The organism is Brevundimonas sp. SS2672, from assembly GCF_059579685.1.
Window position 1 is genome coordinate 3016638 of record NZ_CM184201.1, and the last position, 19836, is coordinate 3036473.

Annotated in this window: 17 protein-coding genes; 9 read left to right on the plus strand and 8 right to left on the minus strand. The window is 68.5% G+C overall.

What is annotated here, in order from left to right:
* From sdhC to AC52GN_RS15165, 6 genes are all read left to right on the plus strand, one after another.
* On the plus strand, positions 1-462 hold the full coding sequence (sdhC, locus tag AC52GN_RS15140) for a succinate dehydrogenase, cytochrome b556 subunit (RefSeq protein WP_409450055.1): 462 nt from the start codon (positions 1-3) through the stop codon (positions 460-462).
* Entirely contained in the window at positions 459-854 is a 396-nt protein-coding gene (locus AC52GN_RS15145) for a succinate dehydrogenase, hydrophobic membrane anchor protein (protein ID WP_291780615.1), read from the plus strand. Before sdhC ends, AC52GN_RS15145 begins: the two co-directional genes overlap by 4 nt.
* A gap of 7 nt (positions 855-861) precedes the next feature.
* Complete coding sequence (gene sdhA, locus AC52GN_RS15150) at positions 862-2646, plus strand: succinate dehydrogenase flavoprotein subunit (RefSeq protein ID WP_338577429.1); 1785 nt, start codon at positions 862-864, stop codon at positions 2644-2646.
* A 12-nt stretch (positions 2647-2658) separates the two neighbouring features.
* On the plus strand, positions 2659-3456 hold the full coding sequence (locus AC52GN_RS15155) for a succinate dehydrogenase iron-sulfur subunit (protein ID WP_346519322.1): 798 nt from the start codon (positions 2659-2661) through the stop codon (positions 3454-3456).
* A gap of 115 nt (positions 3457-3571) precedes the next feature.
* Complete coding sequence (locus AC52GN_RS15160; protein WP_496527622.1) at positions 3572-3892, plus strand: 2Fe-2S iron-sulfur cluster-binding protein; 321 nt, start codon at positions 3572-3574, stop codon at positions 3890-3892.
* A 1-nt stretch (position 3893) separates the two neighbouring features.
* Complete coding sequence (locus tag AC52GN_RS15165; RefSeq protein ID WP_496527623.1) at positions 3894-4685, plus strand: kinase; 792 nt, start codon at positions 3894-3896, stop codon at positions 4683-4685.
* 15 nt (positions 4686-4700) lie between these two features.
* On the opposite strand, the gene AC52GN_RS15170 is transcribed toward AC52GN_RS15165, so the two are convergent.
* Together AC52GN_RS15170 and AC52GN_RS15175 are read right to left on the minus strand one after the other, a co-directional pair.
* A complete protein-coding gene (locus tag AC52GN_RS15170) occupies positions 4701-5555 on the minus strand; it encodes an HAD family hydrolase (protein ID WP_003166504.1) in 855 nt (284 codons plus the stop codon).
* Between the two features lie 54 nt (positions 5556-5609).
* Complete coding sequence (locus tag AC52GN_RS15175) at positions 5610-7934, minus strand: sensor histidine kinase (RefSeq protein ID WP_496527624.1); 2325 nt, start codon at positions 7932-7934, stop codon at positions 5610-5612.
* 158 nt (positions 7935-8092) lie between these two features.
* Here AC52GN_RS15175 and AC52GN_RS15180 point away from each other — a divergent pair, with 158 nt between their 5' ends.
* Positions 8093-8503 carry a metallopeptidase family protein gene (locus AC52GN_RS15180; protein WP_496527625.1) on the plus strand — a complete coding sequence of 137 codons (411 nt, stop codon included), beginning with the start codon at positions 8093-8095 and terminating at the stop codon, positions 8501-8503.
* Positions 8496-9299: an ABC transporter ATP-binding protein gene (locus tag AC52GN_RS15185; protein ID WP_496527626.1), complete on the plus strand. Its 804-nt coding sequence runs from the start codon at positions 8496-8498 to the stop codon at positions 9297-9299. The genes AC52GN_RS15180 and AC52GN_RS15185 overlap by 8 nt, the downstream gene beginning before the upstream one ends.
* Here AC52GN_RS15185 and AC52GN_RS15190 read toward each other — a convergent pair.
* From AC52GN_RS15190 to AC52GN_RS15215, 6 genes are all read right to left on the minus strand, one after another.
* A complete protein-coding gene (locus AC52GN_RS15190) occupies positions 9296-10690 on the minus strand; it encodes an RsmB/NOP family class I SAM-dependent RNA methyltransferase (RefSeq protein WP_496527627.1) in 1395 nt (464 codons plus the stop codon). The genes AC52GN_RS15185 and AC52GN_RS15190 overlap by 4 nt on opposite strands.
* Positions 10687-12651, minus strand: coding sequence for a potassium transporter Kup (locus AC52GN_RS15195; protein ID WP_338577439.1), 1965 nt, complete (start codon positions 12649-12651; stop codon positions 10687-10689). The genes AC52GN_RS15190 and AC52GN_RS15195 overlap by 4 nt, the downstream gene beginning before the upstream one ends.
* 79 nt (positions 12652-12730) lie before the next feature.
* Positions 12731-13483, minus strand: coding sequence for a DUF1223 domain-containing protein (locus tag AC52GN_RS15200; RefSeq protein ID WP_346519309.1), 753 nt, complete (start codon positions 13481-13483; stop codon positions 12731-12733).
* A gap of 79 nt (positions 13484-13562) precedes the next feature.
* Complete coding sequence (locus AC52GN_RS15205) at positions 13563-15767, minus strand: prolyl oligopeptidase family serine peptidase (protein WP_496527628.1); 2205 nt, start codon at positions 15765-15767, stop codon at positions 13563-13565.
* 19 nt (positions 15768-15786) lie between these two features.
* Positions 15787-17958 (minus strand): prolyl oligopeptidase family serine peptidase, encoded by a 2172-nt coding sequence (locus AC52GN_RS15210; protein WP_496527629.1) that lies wholly within the window; start codon positions 17956-17958, stop codon positions 15787-15789.
* Between the two features lie 110 nt (positions 17959-18068).
* Positions 18069-18872: a potassium channel family protein gene (locus AC52GN_RS15215; protein ID WP_312219663.1), complete on the minus strand. Its 804-nt coding sequence runs from the start codon at positions 18870-18872 to the stop codon at positions 18069-18071.
* Positions 18873-18921: 49 nt separating this feature from the next.
* Here AC52GN_RS15215 and dapF point away from each other — a divergent pair, with 49 nt between their 5' ends.
* Positions 18922-19824 carry a diaminopimelate epimerase gene (gene dapF / locus AC52GN_RS15220; RefSeq protein ID WP_496527630.1) on the plus strand — a complete coding sequence of 301 codons (903 nt, stop codon included), beginning with the start codon at positions 18922-18924 and terminating at the stop codon, positions 19822-19824.
* Positions 19825-19836: the final 12 nt, after the last annotated feature.

The window sequence follows — 19836 nt, forward strand, 5'->3', positions numbered from 1 at the left end:
ATGTCGAACACTCCCACGGCTGCGGGCGAAACTGGCGACCGGACGGGCCGCTACGTCCGTCACCCCAACGGGCACGTCGCACCGATGTCGCCCTTCACCGATATCTGGCGCTGGCACATGACCATGGTCGCGTCGATCCTGTTCCGCGTCACCATCGGCGCGGCCAGCGTGGGCGCGATCCTGCTGCTGGGCTGGGTCGCCGCCACGGCTTCCGGCCCGGACGCCTTCGCCTCGGTCGCCGCCTTCTCGGGCTCGCCGTTCGGCCTGTTCATCTGGTTCGGCCTGACCTGGGTGCTGTTCTCCTTCCTGCTGAACGGCGCGCGCCACCTGATCAACGACACCGGTCGTGGGCTGACCATCAAGTCGGCCAATCTGCTGGCGCAGATCGCCGTCTGGGGCCCGATCGTCCTGGCCGTCCTGTTCTGGGTCGTGCTGTTCGCTGCTGGAAAGGTTTCGCTGTGAGCGCCGCGCCGAAGTTCAAGAACAATGTGAAAATCTCCGAGCGTCACGGCGCCGGGGAATGGAAACTCGAGAAGCTGGCCCTTCTGGCCCTGATGCCGCTGGGCCTGTGGGTCCTGTCGTCGGGTTTCACCCTGGCCGGCGCCGACTACGGCGCGGTCATCGCCTGGTTCGGCAGCACGCTGAACGCCGGCCTTCTGGCCGTGACGGCGGTGGTCTTCTGCCTGTTCGCCAGCCTGGCCTGGAAGGTGATCATCGAGGACTACGTCCCCGCCTCTTCCCGCTCTGGACTGGTTCTGGTCTCGAACCTGGTCTTCCTCGTGCTGGCGGCCGCCAGCGTCTTCTTCATCGTGCGTCTGGCGCTGGGCTCGGCCCCGCTGCCGGCCGGAGTCTGACCCCGCCATGGCTGCATACGAGCTTATCGATCACGAATACGACGTCGTCGTCGTCGGCGCCGGCGGTTCGGGCCTGCGCGCCGCCCTCGGCGCCGCCCAGCAGGGCCTGAAGGTCGCCTGCGTCACCAAGGTCTTCCCGACCCGCTCCCACACCGTGGCGGCGCAAGGCGGCATCTCCGCCTCGCTCGGCAACATGGGCGAGGACTCCTGGCAGTGGCACATGTACGACACCGTCAAGGGGTCGGACTGGCTGGGCGACCAGGACGCCATCGAATACCTGGTCCGCAACGCGCCGCAGGCCGTCTATGAGCTGGAACACTGGGGCGTGCCCTTCAGCCGCACCGACGAAGGCAAGATCTACCAGCGCGCCTTCGGCGGCATGACCCGCAACTTCGGCGAAGGCCCGGTGCAGCGCACCTGCGCCGCCGCCGACCGCACCGGCCACGCCATCCTGCACACCCTGTACGGCCAGTCGGTCCGTCGCGAGGTGAAGTTCTTCGTCGAGTATTTCGCGCTGGACCTGATCATGCAGGACGGCGCCTGTACCGGCGTCACCGCGCTTCAGCTCGACACCGGCCAACTGCACCAGTTCCGCGCCAAGATGGTGGTGCTGGCCACCGGCGGTTACGGCCGCGCCTACTTCTCGGCCACCTCGGCCCACACCTGCACCGGCGACGGCAACGCCATGGTGCTGCGCGCCGGCCTGCCGCTGCAGGACATGGAGTTCGTGCAGTTCCACCCGACCGGCATCTACGGCGCCGGCTGCCTGATCACCGAGGGCGCCCGCGGTGAAGGCGGCTACCTGACCAACTCCGAAGGCGAGCGCTTCATGGAGCGCTATGCGCCGACCGTGAAGGATCTGGCCCCGCGCGACATGGTCAGCCGCTCCATGACCATCGAAATCCGCGAAGGCCGCGGCGTGGGTCCGAACAAGGACCACATCTTCCTGCACCTGGATCACCTCGATCCGGCCGTGCTGCACGCGCGCCTGCCGGGCATCTCGGAAAGCGCCAAGATCTTCGCCGGCGTCGATGTGACCAAGGAGCCGATCCCGGTCATTCCGACCGTCCACTACAACATGGGCGGCATCCCGACGAACTATCACGGCGAGGTGCTGACGCTGCGCGACGGCAACCCCGACAGCGTGGTGCCGGGCCTGATGGCCGTGGGCGAGGCGGGCTGCGTCTCGGTGCACGGCGCCAACCGTCTGGGCTCCAACTCCCTGACCGACCTGGTGGTGTTCGGCCGCGCCGTCGGCCTGCGCTGCGGCGAGGTCGTGGACAAGAACTCGGCCGTCCCGTCGGCTTCCAAGGCCCAGACCGACGAACACATCGCCCGCCTGGACCGCTTCCGCAACGCCTCGGGTTCGACGCCCACGGCGCACCTGCGTCTGGACATGCAGCGCGCCATGCAGGCCGACGCCGCCGTGTTCCGCACCGGCAAGACCCTTGAAGAGGGCGTGCAGAAGCTGCGCTCGATCGAGGCCGCCGGCGCCGACATCAAGACCACGGATCGCGGCCTGATCTGGAACACCGACCTGGTCGAGACGCTGGAATACGACAACCTGATCTCGCAGGCCCTGGTGACCATCGAAGGCGCGTTGAACCGCACGGAATCGCGCGGCGCCCACGCCCGCGAGGACTTCCCCGACCGCGACGACGAGAACTGGATGAAGCACACCCTGGCGTGGAAGCGTCCGGGCGAAGGCGTCCAGATCGATTACCGCCCGGTGCACAAATACACGATGACCGACGAGGTCTCCTACATCGAGCCCCGGGCTCGGGTGTACTAAGGAGGATTGCAGATGGTTCAGCTCAACCTCCCGCGCGGCTCCAAGCCGACCACCGGCAAGGTGCACAAGGCTCCGGCCGGCGCGAAGAACGTCAAGACCTACAAGGTCTATCGCTATGATCCCGAAGTGGACGCCGATCCGCGCTGGGACGTCTATGAGGTCTCGACCGACGATCACGGCCCGATGCTTCTGGACGCCCTGCTTCACATCAAGAACGAGATCGACCCGACCCTGTCGTTCCGTCGCTCGTGCCGCGAAGGCATCTGCGGCTCGTGCTCGATGAACATCGACGGCCGCAACGCCCTGGCCTGCACCAAGGGCTGGGCCGAGTGCTCGTCGCACAACATCACCATCGCCCCCCTGCCCCACCAGCCGGTGGTCAAGGATCTGGTGACGGACCTGTCGCTGTTCTACGCCCAGTACGACTCCATCCAGCCCTACCTCCAGTCCGACCTGCCGGACCCGGAGAAGGAGCGCCTGCAGTCGCCGGAAGACCGCGAAAAGCTGGACGGCCTGTACGAGTGCATCCTGTGCGCCTGCTGCTCGACCTCGTGCCCGAGCTACTGGTGGAACCAGGAAGAATACCTCGGCCCGGCAGCCCTGCTGCAGTCCTATCGCTGGATCGCCGACAGCCGCGACGACGCCACCCAGAAGCGCCTCGACGATCTGGAAGACCCGTTCAAACTGTATCGCTGCCACACGATCATGAACTGCGCCCAGGTCTGCCCCAAGGGGCTGAACCCGGCCAAGGCGATCGCCGAGACCAAGAAGCTGATGGTTTCGCCGTCGCGCAAGAAGACGGCCGCCTGATCCAGCCGATCAGGACGAAAAGAAGGGCCCCCGGAACCGCCTGGTTCCGGGGGTTTTCCTTGGCCGCCGCGTAGCAAGGCTTGCCAAGCCTGCATCCAGAGTTAAGACCGCTTCCATGCCCAAGATCACCTACATTGAACACGACGGAACCGAGCACACGGTCGAGGTCAAGAAAGGCCTGTCCGTCATGGAAGGCGCGATCCGCAACAATGTGCCGGGCATCGACGCCGATTGCGGCGGCGCCTGCGCCTGCGCCACCTGCCATGTCTATGTCGACGAGACCTTCGCCGCCGAGACGGGCCGCGCCTCGGCCATGGAGGAGTCCATGCTGGACTTCGCCGAGAACGTCGAACCGAACAGCCGCCTGTCCTGCCAGATCCGCGTCAGCGACGATCTGGACGGCCTGATCGTGCGCCTGCCGGAAAGCCAGCACTGAGATGATCGACGCCCGGCTGCTGGACGCGGTCGGGTCTCTGGCCGCGCGTCACGCCCAGCCAGACCACATTCCCCTGATCGGGATCGCCGGCGCGCAAGGCTCGGGCAAGACCACCCTGGCCAGCACCGCGGCCGAACGGCTAGGCGCCGCGCATCTGTCGCTGGACGACGTCTATCTGACAAAGGCCGAGCGCCAGGCCCTCGCCCGCGACGTCCACCCCCTGTTCGCCGTGCGCGGCCCGCCGGTAACGCATGACCTCGGGCTGCTGGAGCGCACCTTAGCTTCCCTGAGCGCCGCTGAAACCGACAGCCGTACGCCGCTTCCCGCCTTCGACAAACTGGCCGATGATCGCGCGCCCAGAACGGACTGGCCTGTGTTTGCGGGCCGCCCCTCGGCGGTGCTGGTCGACGGCTGGTGCCTGGGCGCGACGCCGCAGGCCGAGGCCGAACTCGCCGCACCGATCAACACTCTGGAAGCCAAGCAGGACAGCGAAGGGAGATGGCGGCGCGCCGTCAACGCCGCCCTGGCCGGGCCCTACGCCGAAGTCTTCGCCCGCTTCGACGCGATGCTGTTCCTCAAGGCGCCGTCCTTCGACGCCGTGCTGGACTGGCGCTGCGAGCAGGAGGCGGGGCTGATGGGCCTGCCGCCCGCCGAACTGCCGCCCGCCAGACGCGTCGAACTGGCCGTCTTCATCCAGCATTTCGAGCGCATCACCCGCCATATGCTGGCGGGCGGGGTTCGCGCGGACATCACCATAACGCTGGACCGTCAGCGTCGCCCTTTCTCCCCTTGAGGGAGAAGGAAGCGGTCAGTCCGCCGGCATCCGGCCGTAGTTGACGGCGATGCGGCCGATCAGGCCCTTGACGATCAGGTCGACGGGCGAGCCTTCGCGATAGTCGCCCGCCGCGACGAAGTTGACCCGGTCCTCCGAGATCAGGCGGTGGATCTTGTCATGGTCGCGCGGGGTGCTGTCGGGGTCGTAGACGGCGATGGAGAAGCCGCCCTTGGTGTGCATCATCTTCATGGTCGGCACATCGGTGTCGCCGTCGCCCAGGAAGATCATCCGGTCGAACGGGATGGGCCGCTCCTCGTCCGGGATGAAGCGGTTGATGCGCTCGTCCTCCCAGTGGTTGTGCACCCCCTTGTTGATGCGGAACAGATACTGGGTCTTGGTCGTGTAGTTGACGCCCACGGCGGGCCAGACCGCCACGTCGTCCTCGTCATAGGCGTATTTCGAGGCGAAGACGTGGGTGAAGGCCTCGGCGATGGGGCAGCCCTCGATCATCTCGGTCAGGCCCGCCGAGATGATGTAGTGTTCGATCTCCAGCCCGAACTGGGCGCCGAAGGCGTTCATCCGGTCGAACCAGGAGCGGTCGCGCAGACCCTCGAACAGGGCCACGTCGCGGCCGTGGTCGCGCAGCGTCTGGCGCGTCACCGGGGCGCCCTGTTCGCGCGCCGCCAACAGCATCATCTGCATGTACATCAGGATGCCGTCCCCGTCCGAGGCGATGGTCCGGGGACGGACGGTCTCGTTCCAGAACTGGGCCGGCGTCATCCCGATCGAGGGGATGAAGCTGACCTCCTGCATGTTTCCCCGGGCCAGGGTGCCGTCGAAATCATAGATGACGGCGGTCTTGAGCAGGGGGCGGGTCGTGTCGGCCATGAGGACGTCCTGGAAGGCTTGGACACGCCCTCTAGCACGACTGGGCGGTTCAGATCAGCCCAGCAGCAATTCCGGCGCGGCGGTCGGCGCCGTGGCTTCGACCGGCAGGTGCAGGATGAAGGCCGCGCCCTTGCCCGGCTCCGACTGAACCTCGGCCCAGCCGCCGTGCAGCTCGACCAGGGCCTTGACCAGCGCCAGGGCCACGCCCGGCCCGCCGCGCTCGCGCCGCACGAAGCGATCGAAGACGTGGGCCTGCAGGTGATAGGGGATGCCGCGGCCGGTGTCCTCGACGCGGATGCGCACCTCGCCCGGCCCGGCCTCGGCGGTCAGGCTGACGGCGCCGCCTTCGGAGACGGCGCGGCAGGCGTTCTCGAGCAGATGATCAACCGCCTGGGCGATGCGGCGGGCGTCGGCGCGGATCGGCTTCAGCCCCGTCGGACAGGCCAGGTGCAGCGTCGCCCCACGGCCCTCGACCTTGGCGCGGATCTTTTCCGCCGCCTCCTCCAACAAGTCGCAGACCCGCACGTCGCCCAGGGTCAGCTCCATCTCGCCAGCGTCGATCTGGGCCATGTCCAGCACGTCGTCGATGGAGCGGGCCAGATGGCTGGCCGCCACGCGGATGGCGCCGGCGTGCTGGCGGCTGCGTTCGGGCAGGTCGCCCATCGCCTCCAGAAGTTCGGAATAGCCGACGATTGTCGTCAGCGGCGTGCGCAGCTCATAGGATACGCTGCCGACGAACTCGCGCTTCAAGGCCTGGCTCTCGGCTAGGGCGGCCTCCTTGGCGGCCAGAGCCTGTTCCAGCTCGCGCCGGGCGGTTACGTCGAAGAAGGCGACCAGGGTGGCGCCGTCGGGCAGGGGGCGCGTCTGCCAGGCGGCGATGCGGCCGTCCTCGGTGCGACCCTCGCCGGAAATGGCCACGCGGCTTTCCGGATCGGGATCGGCCACCCGCGCCTTCAACCCCAGCCACAGGGCGGCGTCGGGCAGGACCGGGCGGCACAGGGCGGCCACGGCGTCGAAGTCGCCCGCCTCCATCAGCCGCTCGCCGGGAACGCCCCAGAAACTCTCAAAGGCTTCGTTATGCAGCCGCAGCCGCCCGTCCGAGCCGAACACGGCCACGGCGTCGTTCAGCTTGTCCAGCGTCGCGCGCTGGACCTGAATCTGGGCGTTGTAGCGGCTGCGCAGCTGCAACTCGCCGGTGATGTCCGAGAAGATCAGCAGGATGCCGCCCAACGGGTGCGGCTGGCGCACCACCCGCAGCGTCCGCCCGTCAGGCAGGGACCAGCTGTCGTCCGGCGAGGCCTGGGCGGCGCCGTAGAAGTCCAACTCCTCGGCCTTCCAGGCGGCGTAGTCGACGACCTCCGGCAGCAGGCGCTTCTGACGCAGTCGGTCCAGCAGTTCGGCGTGGGTCGGGCGCTCGTCCAGCCAGGCCGGATCGACCCCGAACAGCGACTGGAAGGCGGTGTTGTGGAAGGCCAGCCGCTTGGACGGGCCGAAGATGGCCACGGCGTCCGCCAAGTGGTTCAACGTCTCGTCATGGGCCTCAACGTGGCGGCGCAGGGTGTCGCGCGTCTCTTCGGCCTCGGTCATTTCGATGGCGAAGGCGATCACGGCGCCGCGTCCGCCGGCCAGCGGCTCGGCCAGGATCTTCCACGCCCGGCGCCGCCCGCCCGCCGTGGTCCAGCGGAAGCCTTCCTGACGCGCGTTCAGGCGCAAGGCCTCAGCCACCACGGCGTCGGCGCCCCGATCGAAGCTGAGGGTTCGGCTACGCGCCTCGTCCAGCGTCTCGGCGCCCGTCTCCAGCAGCCAGGCGCTGTTGGCCCAGATCAGGTGGCCCGCCCCGTCCACCACCCAGGTCGGGGCCGGGGACTGCTCGGCCAGGGCGCCGGGGCCGGCCTCGCCGCCCTTGTCCGGTCCGCCCAGGCGCGACAGCCGCAACCAGGTCCCGCCGCCGTGCGCCCGCCCTTCGACGGCCCAGGCGCCGTCCGGGGTCTCCAGCAGGGTCTCGAACGCCTCGCCCGCGTTGACGAGCGCCTCCATGCGGCCGGTGTGGGATTGCCTCAGGGTCGACAGGACAGCCTCGGCGGCCCCCGCCGCATCCCGGCCCGGCGCCAGGGCCGCCAGCATGTCCGGGGCGCCGAAGACGCTCTCGATCTCGCCGTCCGGGTCGAGGCCCAGGCGCACGTCGTCGAACGCCATCAACGCCGTGGCGCCCGTGGTCGCCTGGACCTGGGCGCCGGCGAGGCTCTCCTCGACCTCCATCTCGCGCGCGACCAGCCGGGCGCGCAGGCGCCAGGCCCAGACGCTGACCGCCAGCGCCAGCCCCGCCGCCCCCGCCGTGGCCGCAAAGGCGATGTCGGCCGCGAGATCCGCCTCGGCCATGCCTTCCCCAGAAATCCCGATCCAAGCGTCAGCCGCCCGTCAGGACAGGCCGATTCGGCGTTTACCATACTCTGATTGGGCGAATTGCGATGCGGCCCATGCACGCGCGGCCGCGTCCCTGATTGCGACCGGCTCCGGCGCGGGCGATATCCCTTGCCATGACCACGCCCTGGACAGACCAACTCGCCCCTTCGCTCGATGATTTCGCCCGCCTGGCCGAGGAGGCCTTCGCCGGATTGCCCGACCTGTTTCGCCAGGCGGCCGGGGAGGTCGTCATCCGCATCGACGACTTCGCCGACGAGGAGACCCTGCGCGATCTGGAGATCGAGGACCCGTTCGAACTGACCGGCCTCTATTCAGGCGTCCACATCGGCGAACGCGACGCCATGGGTCCGGCGCCGGAGCCCTCGCGCGTCTTCCTCTATCGCCGTCCCATCCTCGACGAATGGTGCGAGCGCGGCGACGTCGGCCTGGCCGAGATCATCGCCCACGTCCTGATCCACGAGATCGGCCACCACCTGGGCCTGGACGACGATCAGATTCACTCCATCGAAGATGACGATGACTGAAGCGGCCGAGACCTCCATCCCGCTGCTGCGGATCGAAAACGCCAGCGTCGTGCGCAGCGAGCGCCGCATTCTGGACGATGTCAGCCTGACCATTGCGGCGGGCGATCACACGGCGATCCTGGGCCGCAACGGCTCGGGCAAGTCGACGCTGGTCAAACTGATCCTGCATCAACTCTATCCGGTGCATGGGGCGCGGGTCGAGGTGTTCGGTCAGAGCCCATGGGATGTCTTTTCCCTGCGTCGCCGCCTCGGCTTCGTCTCGCCCGCCGCCCAGTCGGACCTGACTAGCGAGGATGCGCTGGAGGTGATGGACGCCGTCGTCTCGGGCTTCTTCGCCTCGCGCGGGGTCTGGCGGCGCGAGACTGTCGAGCCCGCCATGCGCGACGCCGCCGCCGAGGCCCTGCACCGTATGGAGGTCGAGCATCTGATCGGCCGCTCGATGGCCACCCTGTCGTCGGGCGAGGCGCGCAGGGTGCTGATCGCCCGCGCCCTGGCCCACCGGCCGGACGCCATCCTGCTGGACGAACCGTGCGGCGGGCTGGACCCGGCGACGCGCCGCCTGTTTCTGGCCAGCCTTCGTCCGCTGGCGCAGGGCGGCGCCACCCTGATCCTGGTGACGCACCACATCGAGGAGATCCTGCCCGAGATCGACCGCGTCATCATGATGAAGGACGGCCGCGTCGCCCGCGACGGCGCCAAGGCCGACATGCTGACCGACGCCGCCCTGACCAACCTGTTCGGCCTGCCGATGACGGTCTCCAGCCGCGACGGCTGGTTCGGTCTTCAGCTCAGCTAGGCGATCCGTTCCAGCTTCGCCGCGAAGAAGCCGTCCAGACCGCCCTTTTCCGCCCATTGCGACGGCAGGATGCGCAGCCAGCCTTCCGGCGTCAGAGCCTCGTCCGGGGCGCCGACCTCGGCGGGAACGGCGGCGACGGTGCGGAAAGCCGGATTGCGGCGCAGGAAGGCGATCACCTGCGTCTCGCCCTCTTCGCGCTCCAGCGAGCAGACGCAATAGACCAGACGGCCGCCCGGCTTCACCTTCTCGGCGGCGGCGTCCAGCAGGCGGTGCTGAACGTCGGCCAGCTTGGCCACATCAGCGGGACGGGTGGCGCGCAGAACCTCGGGGTTGCGGCGATAGGTGCCGGTGGCCGTGCAGGGCGCGTCCAGCAGAACGGCGTCGAAGGCGCGGTCGTCTTCCCAGTCCTCGGCCGGGACGGCGACGACCTCGGCCTTGAGGTTCATGCGCTCGAAATTCTGGCGCAGGCGCTTAAGGCGCGCCTCGGACCGGTCCAGCGCGACAACTTCAGCTCCGGCGGCGGCCAGTTGCAGCGTCTTGCCGCCCGGCGCGGCGCACAGGTCCAGCGCCGTCTCGCCCGCCTTGACCGCCAGCAGGCGCGCAGGCACGGCGGCCGCCGCATCCTGCACCCACCAGTCGCCCGCCTCGAAGCCGGGCCAGGAGGCGACATCGCCGCGCTTGCCGGTGCGGACCGTGCCGCCTGGCAGGGCCTCGCCCTCGACCGACGCCGCCAGTTCGGCGGGATCGACGCCAGGCTTGGCCGTCAGGTCGGTCGCCGGTTCCTCGCGCGTAGCCAGGGCCAGGCCGATCAGGGCCGCCTCGCCATAGGTCGCCTTCCAGCGCTGGGCCAGCCAGTCGGGCAGATTGGCTTCCGCCGTCGTCAGGCCAGGACCGTCGCGGCCGACGCCGCGCAGCACGGCGTTGACCAGATTCTTGTAGGGGCGCGTCTTGGGATCGCGCTCGGCCAGCTTCACCGCTGTCGACACCGCGGCGAAGGCGGGCGTCTCCAGCACCAGCGTCTGGGCCAGGGCGATGCGCAGGATGGTCATGACGGCCAGCGGCGGCGCCTTCTGCAGGCGGCGCTCCAGAATCTGGTCGATCTCGCCCAGACGGCGCAGGGCCGCCATGGCCACAGCGCGAGCGAAGGCGCGATCTTGAGGCGGCAGGTCGCGCGCTGGCGATTGGGACAGGGCCTCGTCCAGACCGGTGCGCTTCTCCAGCGCCGCGTTCAGCAGCAGGCCGGCGACCAGGCGCGCCTCGACGCCGATGTCGGCGTGGGGGTCGTCGGCGACCGGACGCGGCGCCGGTTCGCGACGCGGGCCGCGCGCCTTCTCGGCGATGCGGCGGCCGCGCGCGGCGGAGCTTTTGCCCTTGGGCGTCCCCCCGCTCACACCGACACCTGGGTGCCGAGTTCGACCACGCGGCCGGGCGGAATGCGGAAGAAGTCGGTCGGGTTGGCGGCGTTACGCATCAGGAAGATAAACAGCTTGTCCTGCCAAAGAGGCATGCCCTGGCGGGCGGTGGGAACGACGGAACGGCGGCCCAGGAAGAAGCTGGTCGACATGATGTCGAACTTCAGCCCCTGCTTGCGGCACAGGCCGAGCGCGCGCGGCACGTTCGGCGTCTCCATATAGCCGAAGGTCAGGGTCAGGCGCTTGAAATCGTCGCTGATCGGCTCGACCGCCACCCGCTGGAGGTCCGGCACGCGCGGCCGGTCGGAGGTGTGCACGGTCAGGATGATGTTCTTCTCGTGCAGCACCTTGTTGTGCTTGAGGTTGTGCATCAGGGCCACCGGCGCGACATCGGCGTCCGAGGTCAGGAAGATGGCCGTGCCCGGCGCCCGGTGCGGCGGGCGGGCGCGCAGCATCTCGATCAGATCGGTCAGCGGCAAGCTGTCCTTGCGCGTCTTGTCGGTCAGGATCTGCGTGCCGCGCACCCAGGTCCACATCAGCATGACCAGACCGCCGCCCAGCACCAGCGGCATCCACGCCCCGGCGGGAATCTTCAGCAGGTTCGAGGTCAGGAAGACCGCATCGATGAAGCCGAACGGCACCAGGGTCAGCAGCACGGCCCACATCGGCCACTTCCACTTGTGCCGCACCACGGTGAAGGACATCAGGGTGTTGACCATCATGGTGCCGGTCACCGCCACCCCATAGGCCGCCGTCAGATTGTGCGAGGACTGGAAGGTCACCAGCACGAACAGCACCCCGACCATCAGCAGGCTGTTGATCGCTGGCACATAGATCTGGCCCGCCTGGGTCTCGGACGTGTTGCGGATGTCCAGTCGCGGCAGGAGGCCGAGCTGGACCGCCTGCTGCGTCACCGAGAAGGCCCCTGTGATGACCGCCTGGCTGGCGATCACCGTGGCCGCCGTGGCCAGGATCAGCATGGGCCAATAGACCAGCTGCGGCACCATGTTCCAGAAGGGGTTGTCAGCCGCGCCGGGGTGCGACAGCAGGAAGGCGCCCTGACCCAGGTAGTTCAGGGTCAGACAGGGCAGGACGATGAACAGCCAGCCCTGGCGGATCGGCGACTTGCCGAAATGGCCCATGTCCGCATACAGCGCCTCGGCGCCGGTGACGGCCAGGAAGACGCTGCCCAGGATGACGAAGCCGAGGAAGCCGTCGGCGATCAGCAGCTTGATCCCGTAATAGGGCGACAGGGCCTTCAGGATCGACAGGTCGTCGAAGATGTGCGCCACCCCCATCAGGCCCAGGGACAGGAACCAGACCAGGGTGATGGGGCCGAAGAACCTGGCCAATCCGGCCGTGCCGCGCGACTGCACCAGGAACAGGGCGATGAGAATCCCCGCCGCCAGGGGCACGATGAAGGGGTCGAGGCGCCCGTTCAGGCCCGGCGCCTCCTGCAGGCCCTCGATGGCCGACAGCACGGAAATGGCCGGGGTGATGACGCCGTCGCTGTAGAAGAGGGCCGCGCCGCAGACGCCCAGGATGAACAGCCAGGCGCTGCGTCGCCCGATGGCGTGCTGGGCCAGGGCCATCAGCGACAGGGTGCCGCCTTCGCCCTTGTTGTCGGCCCGCATCAGGAACATGACGTATTTGAACGTCACCACCACCATCAGCGCCCAGAAGGCCAGCGACACCACGCCGATAACGGCCAGGTCGCCCTCGACGCCCTTCTGGGCGTGGCCGATGGCCTCGCGCAGGGCGTAGATGGGGCTGGTGCCGATGTCGCCGAACACCACGCCGATGGCGCCCAGGATCAGGGCGCGACGGCCGGCCTTGCCGCCCTGGCCCCGGGACCCGCCGTCAGGCGGAATCTGGGCGTTCGCGGGAGAGGAGGCGTTGGCGGTTGGCGCGGCGTCGCCGCGGGGCGTGTCCCCGACCATGCAATGTTTTCTCCGGGTCGCGCGAGGAGGCGCGCGCCCATCAAGAGCGGCGGGCCTTTAGACCTTTTCCGTCAGCGGTTCAATCGCGCCCCGGTTCCGGGCGCGCGGCGGACGACAGGATGCGACGGTCGTCCTTGGCCTGAAGCAGCACCACCACCCCTTCATCGATCCCCGTGTCCTGAGGCAGGGGGAACAGCACCGGTCGCCCGTTCCAGTCGCCCAGGCGGCGCACCTCGCGCACCACATTGACGTGGGTCACGGCCCGGCCGCGATTGTCGCCGCCCTTGACCTCGACCGTCTGCTGCCCCGGTTGATAGACGACGGCGACGACCTCGGCGCCGCCTTCCGGCGGACGACCCGAGCCCACGCCGACGCGATCGCCCGTCTCGCGGAATTCGATCTCGGGCGGCCAGCCCCGGTCACGCGCCTCGGCCTCGACGGCGGCCTTCAACTCGGGCGGACGAGCGCCGGAGACATGACGCCGCCCGTCGATCACCACCTGAGGCGTCGAGACGTTCCGCAGCTTCAACGCCTGGCGATAGGCGCGCTGGCGCTCGGCGAACTCGGGCCGAGCGAAGGTGTCGGACCAGCCCAGATAGTCCCAATAGTCGACGCCGTAGGTCAGGACGATCACGCCCGGATTCTCGGCCACCGTCTCGACCGTGCGGTTGGCGTCGGGACAGCCGGCGCAGCCCTGGGCGGTGAACAGTTCGACCACGACCGGCTGGACCGGAGCGTCGCGCTCGCGCGACGGCGCGGCGGCGGCGACCAGCAAGCCCAAGCCTGCGGCCGCCGCCGTCATCCCGTACCTGAACAGGCCCCGTGCCATCATGGCGGCGATCCTATCCCTTCGACCCGATAACGCCGCTCATAAATGCGTGAGCGGCGCGTCGGGCGCGACGAGCGCTGCTTCAGTCCATCAGCTGCTGGCTGAGGTAGACGTAGTGGCGGGCCCAGCGGCGGGCGTTGGCGACCGGATCGGCGTCATTGGAGTGACCGCCCGCCGTGTCCTCGAAATAGAGGTGGTCGTGGCCCTGGTCGCCCAGACGCGCCGCGAACTTGCGGGCGTGGCCGGGGTGGACCCGGTCGTCGCGCGTGTTCGTCGTGATGTAGACGCGCGGGTATTTCACCTCGGGCCTCAACTGCTGATAGGCCGAGTAGCGGGCGATGAATTCGGCGTCGCCCGGAATGCGCGGATCGCCGTATTCGCCCATCCACGAGGCGCCCGCCGGCAGCTCCTGATAACGCAGCATGTCGATCAGGGGGCTCTCGATGACCGCCGCGTTGAACAGTTCCGGATGCTGGGTGATGGACACCGAGGTCAGCACCCCGCCGTTGGAGCGGCCGTAGATGCCCAGATGGCGCGGGCTGGTGATGCGCCGCTGCTCCAGATCACGGGCCACGGCGGCGAAGTCGTCGAAGGCGCGCTGGCGGTTCTCGCGCAGGGCCGCCTGGTGCCACTGCGGACCGAATTCGCCGCCGCCGCGGATGTTGGCCTGGACGAAGACGCCGCCGTTCTCGAGCCACAGCTTGCCCATCTCGGGCTTGTAGGCGGGCGGGAAGCTGGCCTGGAAGCCGCCGTAGCCGAACAGGATGGTCGGGCCGGTCCCGTCCATCGCCAGGTCCTTCGGCCGGGTGACGAAATAGGGGATCTTGGTCCCGTCGGTCGAGGTCGCCTCGAACTGCTCGACCACATGGGTCGACGCGTCGAACTTGGCCGGGGCCGATTTCAGCTCGGTCAGGGCGGCGGTCGAGACGTCCGCCAGGCTGAGGGTCGGCGGGGTCAGGAAGCCTTGCGTCGAAACGAAGACCTGACCCTTGGCCTTGGAGCTGTCGCCCAGACCCACGGCGCTGTTGGCCGGCACCGCGAGTTCGGTCGCAGTCCAGCCCTCGGCGGTCGGGGCGAAGCGCTTCAGCGTGCCGACGACGTTATCGGCGATCACGGCGACGATGCTGTCTTCGAACACGCGGACATTTTGTAGCGACTGACGCGGGCCGGGCGCGAAGATGGTCGCGGACTTCGCGTCGATGCGGATGCTCTGGCGTACGTCGCCCAGCACGCCCAGCGGCAGGGCGACCAACGAACCGGCGGCGTAGTCCTGACCGTCGAAGCTCCAGGCCTGTTCCGGCGAGAAGACCAGTTTCCCGCCCAGGACGCCCTGGACGCCCACGCGCTCGGGCAGGTTCAACCTATACGGCTTGCCGTCGGCTCCCAGGGCCCAGATTTCCGAGCGGAAGGTGTCCAGCGGGCGGCTGAACAGCACGGCCTCGACCGCGCCCGCCTTGTCGCGGAAGACCATGGGCGAGGCGCCGTAGCCGCCGTCGCCCTGCTGGCCGCGATAGACCTCGGTCGCGTGCTCCAGCGGATGGCCGCGCGTCAGGGATTTGACGATGTAGGGATAGCCCGACTCCGTCAGGCTGCCGGGACCGAAGTCGGTGGCGATCAGCAGGGTGTCGCGGTCCAGCCAGGAGATGCGGTGCTTGCCTTCGGGGATGACGAAGCCGCCGTCCACGAACCGCTTGGTCATCAGATCAAACTCGCGCACCGTCACGGCGTCCATGCCGCCGTCCGACAGATTGATCAGGCAGCGGGTCTCGTCCGGCGCCAGGCAGTCAGCGCCCTTGAACACCCAGTCCTTGCCCTCGGCCTTGGCCAGGGCGTCGATGTCCAGCAGGGTCTCCCACTGGGGCTGGGCGGTGCGATAGGAGTCCAGCGTCGTGCGGCGCCAGACGCCCTTCGGATTGGCGGCGTCCTGCCAGAAATTGCCGAGGCCCTCGCCCAGGAAGCTGACGCCGGGGATACGGTCGGTGGCCGTCAGAATGGCCTCGGCCTGCTGGCGGAAAGGCTCATAGCGACGGTCGCCGGTCAGGGCGGCCAGTGACTTTTCATTCTCGGCGGCGACGAAGGCGCGCGCCTCGGCGCCGTCCACCTCTTCCAGCGCCAGATGGTCGTCGGCGGCCTTGACCCCTTCGGGCGACAGGTCGCGCGGGAAGTGCGGCGGCGGGGTCGTCGCCGAGGCGGCGACCGGGTCGGACGCCGCCCCCTCGGCCAGGGCGGGCGCGGCGGCCAGCACCAGGGCGGGCAGGGCGACAGACAAGAACAGGGACTTCATCATGCTCTCAGGCTCCATGCGATCAGGGCTGCGCCGGCTGATCCATCAGCCGCCGGGTCAGATAGGTGTATTCCAGCGCGATGCGGCGGGCCGTCTCGCGCAGATTGGCGCCGGCCGCGTGGCCGCCGTCGGTGTTTTCATAGAAGAGCACCGGATAGCCCAGTTCCTCCATCCGCGCCGCCGCCTTGCGGGCGTGGCCGGGGTGCACGCGGTCGTCCTTGGTCGAGGTGTGGATGAAGACCTCGGGGTAGGGCTGACCCGCCGTCAGACGCTGATAGGGTGAATACTGCTCGATCCAGGCGCGCTGTTCGGGGATGTCCGGGTCGCCGTATTCGCCCATCCAGCTGGCGCCGGCCAGCAACTTGTGGAAGCGCAGCATGTCGAACAGCGGCACCTGAATGACCGCCGCGTTGATCAGGTCCGGGCGCTGGGTCAGCATGGCCCCCATGAACAGTCCGCCCTGCGAGCCGCCCATGATCCCCAGGTGAGGCTGCGAGGTGATCCCGCGCGTGATCAGGTCCTGAGCCACGGCCTGGAAGTCTTCATGCGCGCGCTGGCGGTTCTCCTGCTGGGCCGCCTGGTGCCATTTCGGTCCGAACTCGCCGCCGCCGCGGGTGTTGGCGATGACATAGACCCCGCCCCGCTCCAGCCACAGCTTGCCCACCGTCGGCGAATAGCCGGGCAGCAGCGACGACTGGAAGCCGCCGTAGCCGTACAGCAGCGTCGGGTTCGAGCCGTCCATCGCCATGGCGTCCTTGTGGACGACGAAATAGGGGATCATCGTCCCGTCGGCGCTGCGCGCCTCGAACTGATCGACGCGCATGCCGCTGGCGTCGAACTTTTCCGGCAGGGCCTTGGTCAGCACGACCGCGCCGGTCGCCGCATCGGCCAGATAGAGGCTGGACGGGTTCAGATAGCCGGTGACGCTGACGAAGACCTTGTCGTCCTGTTCCGAGGCCGAGCCGACGCCGACCGAGACGTTCTGCGGCAGGTCCAGGCGCGTGCGGCTCCAGTCGGCCGGGTCATAGACATAGACCGAGCCGCGCACGTTCTCGTAAAGGGCCACGACCAGCTTGTTGCGGGTGGCGTTGAGCCCCTCGATCGCCTCGCGCTCGCCGGGGCGGATCACCAGACCGGCGGGGGTCTTGGGATCAGCCAGCCAGGCCTGCAGGTTCCAGGCGATGACGTCGCCGGTCTTGAATTCCTGCCCCGAGGGCGCGGTCCAGTCCTGATCCGTCGTCACCACCAGCTGGCCGGCGACCAGGGCGTTGATGTTGGACTTGAGCGGCAGCTCCAGCTTCGTCGTCGAACCGTCGGGGTTCAGGCGCCAGGTCTCGCTTTCGTAGAAGTTGATCCCCCGGTTCAGCAGCACCGCCTGAACCGCGCCGTCCGCGTCGCGCAGCGTGTAGCCCGAAACCGAGACGTCCGTCTGTTGACCGGCGAAGACCTCGACCGCCTGATCGACGCTCTGGCCGCGCTTCATCAGACGCACGGTGCGCGGATAGCCAGAGTCCGTCAGCGACCCTTCGCCGAAATCGCGCGAGATCAGCAGCGTATCCTTGTCGATCCAGCTGGCGCCGCCCTTGGATTCTGGCAGCGAAATCCCGCCTTCGACGAAGGTTTTCGTGACGCTGTCGAACTCGCGGATCGTCACCGCATCCTTGCCGCCGTTCGACAGGGAGATCAGGCAGTAACGCTCCTCCGGCGCCAGGCAGGTCGCGCCCTTGTAGACCCAGTTGGCGCCCTCGGCCGCCGACAGCGCGTCGATGTCCAGGATGGTCTCCCACTGCGGCGCATCGGTGCGATAGGACGCCAGCGTCGTGCGCCGCCAGATGCCGCGCACATGGTCGGCGTCCTGCCAGAAGTTGTCGACGTGGCCGTCGTGAGTGAAACCGGGCGAGGGGATGCGGTCGCGCGACTGCACCAGGTCCAGCGCCTGTTGATGGAGGGTCTCATAGCGTGGGTCGCCCTGCAGCGTCCCCAGAGAGGTCTCGTTGTGCGCCTTGACCCATTCCATGGCGCGGTCGCCCTCGACCTCCTCCAGCCACAGATAGGGGTCGGTCGCATCGCTGGTCGCGAAGCCCGGAGCCGTCGAGGCGGCGCTTGTGGAAACGGTGGTCTGGGCCATGGCGACGGGTGCGGCTCCGGCGGCGAGAAGAAGGGCGGCGACGGACGCCAACGAGCGGATGGTCATAGATGTCCCCCAACGGACGAATGTTTCGCGCGGCACCTTGGCGAGGGCGGCGGCGAGGGGCAAGCGCCTGTAATCTTACGGGCTTGTAATCTTTCGCCGCAGGCTGCGGCTCAATCGCCATCGTCCGGGATGCACAGAATCTGGCCGCAGGCCTTGCAGTGCACGGCGTCGGGGTCGTGCTTCTGCAGCCCGCAGGTGGGACAGGGGAACTTCACCTTGTGCGGCCGGATCAGCGTTTGGGCCAGGCGGATGAAAAGGGTGATGCCCACCAGCATGACGACGATGGAGATGACCCTCCCCCAGTTGCCCGGCAGGGTGATGTCCCCGAAGCCCGTCGTCGTCAGGGTGGCGACAGTGAAGTACAGGGCGTCCAGATAGCCGTTGATGTGCTCGGCCTTGCCCCGGAAATAGGCGTAGACGAAGCCGGTCGTCACAAAGACGAAGGTGACCAGGGCGGCCAAGGCGCGGGTGATCTCCTCGACGCGGGTGTCGTCGAACCGGCGACCGATGGTGCGCCAAAACAGGTCGCTGTTCAGCAGGCTCCAGAACCGCAGCAGCCGCAGGAAGCCGAAATTCGCCAGCCAGGCCGGGAACAGCAGGGTCGCCAGCACGAACAGGTCGACCCAGACGATGGGCTTCTTCAGCCAGTCGCGGATGTCGGAATAGGCATAGGCCCGCGCCGCCAGGTCCAGGCCCAGAATGGCGGCGATGAAGTAGTCGGCGACATAGAAGACCCAGCCTGCCTCCTTCAGGATCGGCGCGGCCAGGAAGAAGCCGATGATGATCAGGTCGACGATGATGACCATCAGGCGGAACTTCACCGCCGCCGGCTGGGCGCCGTGATAGAGGTAGCGCAGGCGCGCCCTCAGCCGCAGCCCGTCGGGTTTGGCGGTTTCGCTATGATCAGACGTCATCGTCGTCAGCGATACATGAACCGGCGAAAAATCCTATATGAAGGGCGTCATGAGCCAACCCGCCCGACCCTACATCCGCATGAACGGCGCCGGAAACGCCTTCATCGTCGTCCAGGCCTTCGAAGAGCCCTTTCACCCGACCGCAGACCAGGTGCGCGCCCTGGCCGATCCGGCGGCGGGCCTGGGCGGCTTCGACCAGTTGATCGGCATCGAGCCGTCCGAAACGGCCGACGCCTTCATGCGGGTATGGAACGCCGACGGCTCCATGGTCGAGACCTGCGGCAACGCCCTGCGCTGCGTCGGCTGGCTGATGTTGGAGGCGACCGACAAGGAAGAGGTGGTCATCGACACCCTCGGCGGCCCCACCACCGCGCGCCGCGCCTCATCCTCTCTTCCAGGCCGCGCCGGGTCGGGAGATCCCGAAGGGTCGACGACCGCGGCCATCCACGAAGTGACGGTCGATATGGGGGCGCCGCGTCTCGACTGGTCCGAAGTGCCGCTGGCCGAAGCGATGGACACGCGCGGGATCGAGCTTCAGGTCGGACCGATCGACGCGCCCGTGCTGCATACGCCGGGCGCGGTGTCGATGGGCAACCCCCACGTCGTCTTCTTCACCGACCAGCAGGACGACGCCTTCGTGCGCGGCTCCGGCTCCCTGGTCGAACGCCACCCCCTGTTCCCCGAAGGGGTCAACGTCGGCTTCGCCGACGTCCTGGAGCGCGACCGCATCCGGTTGCGGGTGTGGGAGCGCGGGGCGGGCCTGACCCTGGCGTGCGGCACCGGCGCCTGCGCCGCCCTGGTGGCCACGGCGCGGCGCGGACTGACCGATCGCCGGGCGACGGTGATCGTCGACGGCGGCGAACTGACCATCAACTGGGACGAAGCGTCGAACCACGTCTTCATGACGGGTCCTGTCGAGATCGAAGGAACCGGATTCCTGCCCGTGGCGTGACGGAGAAACCAC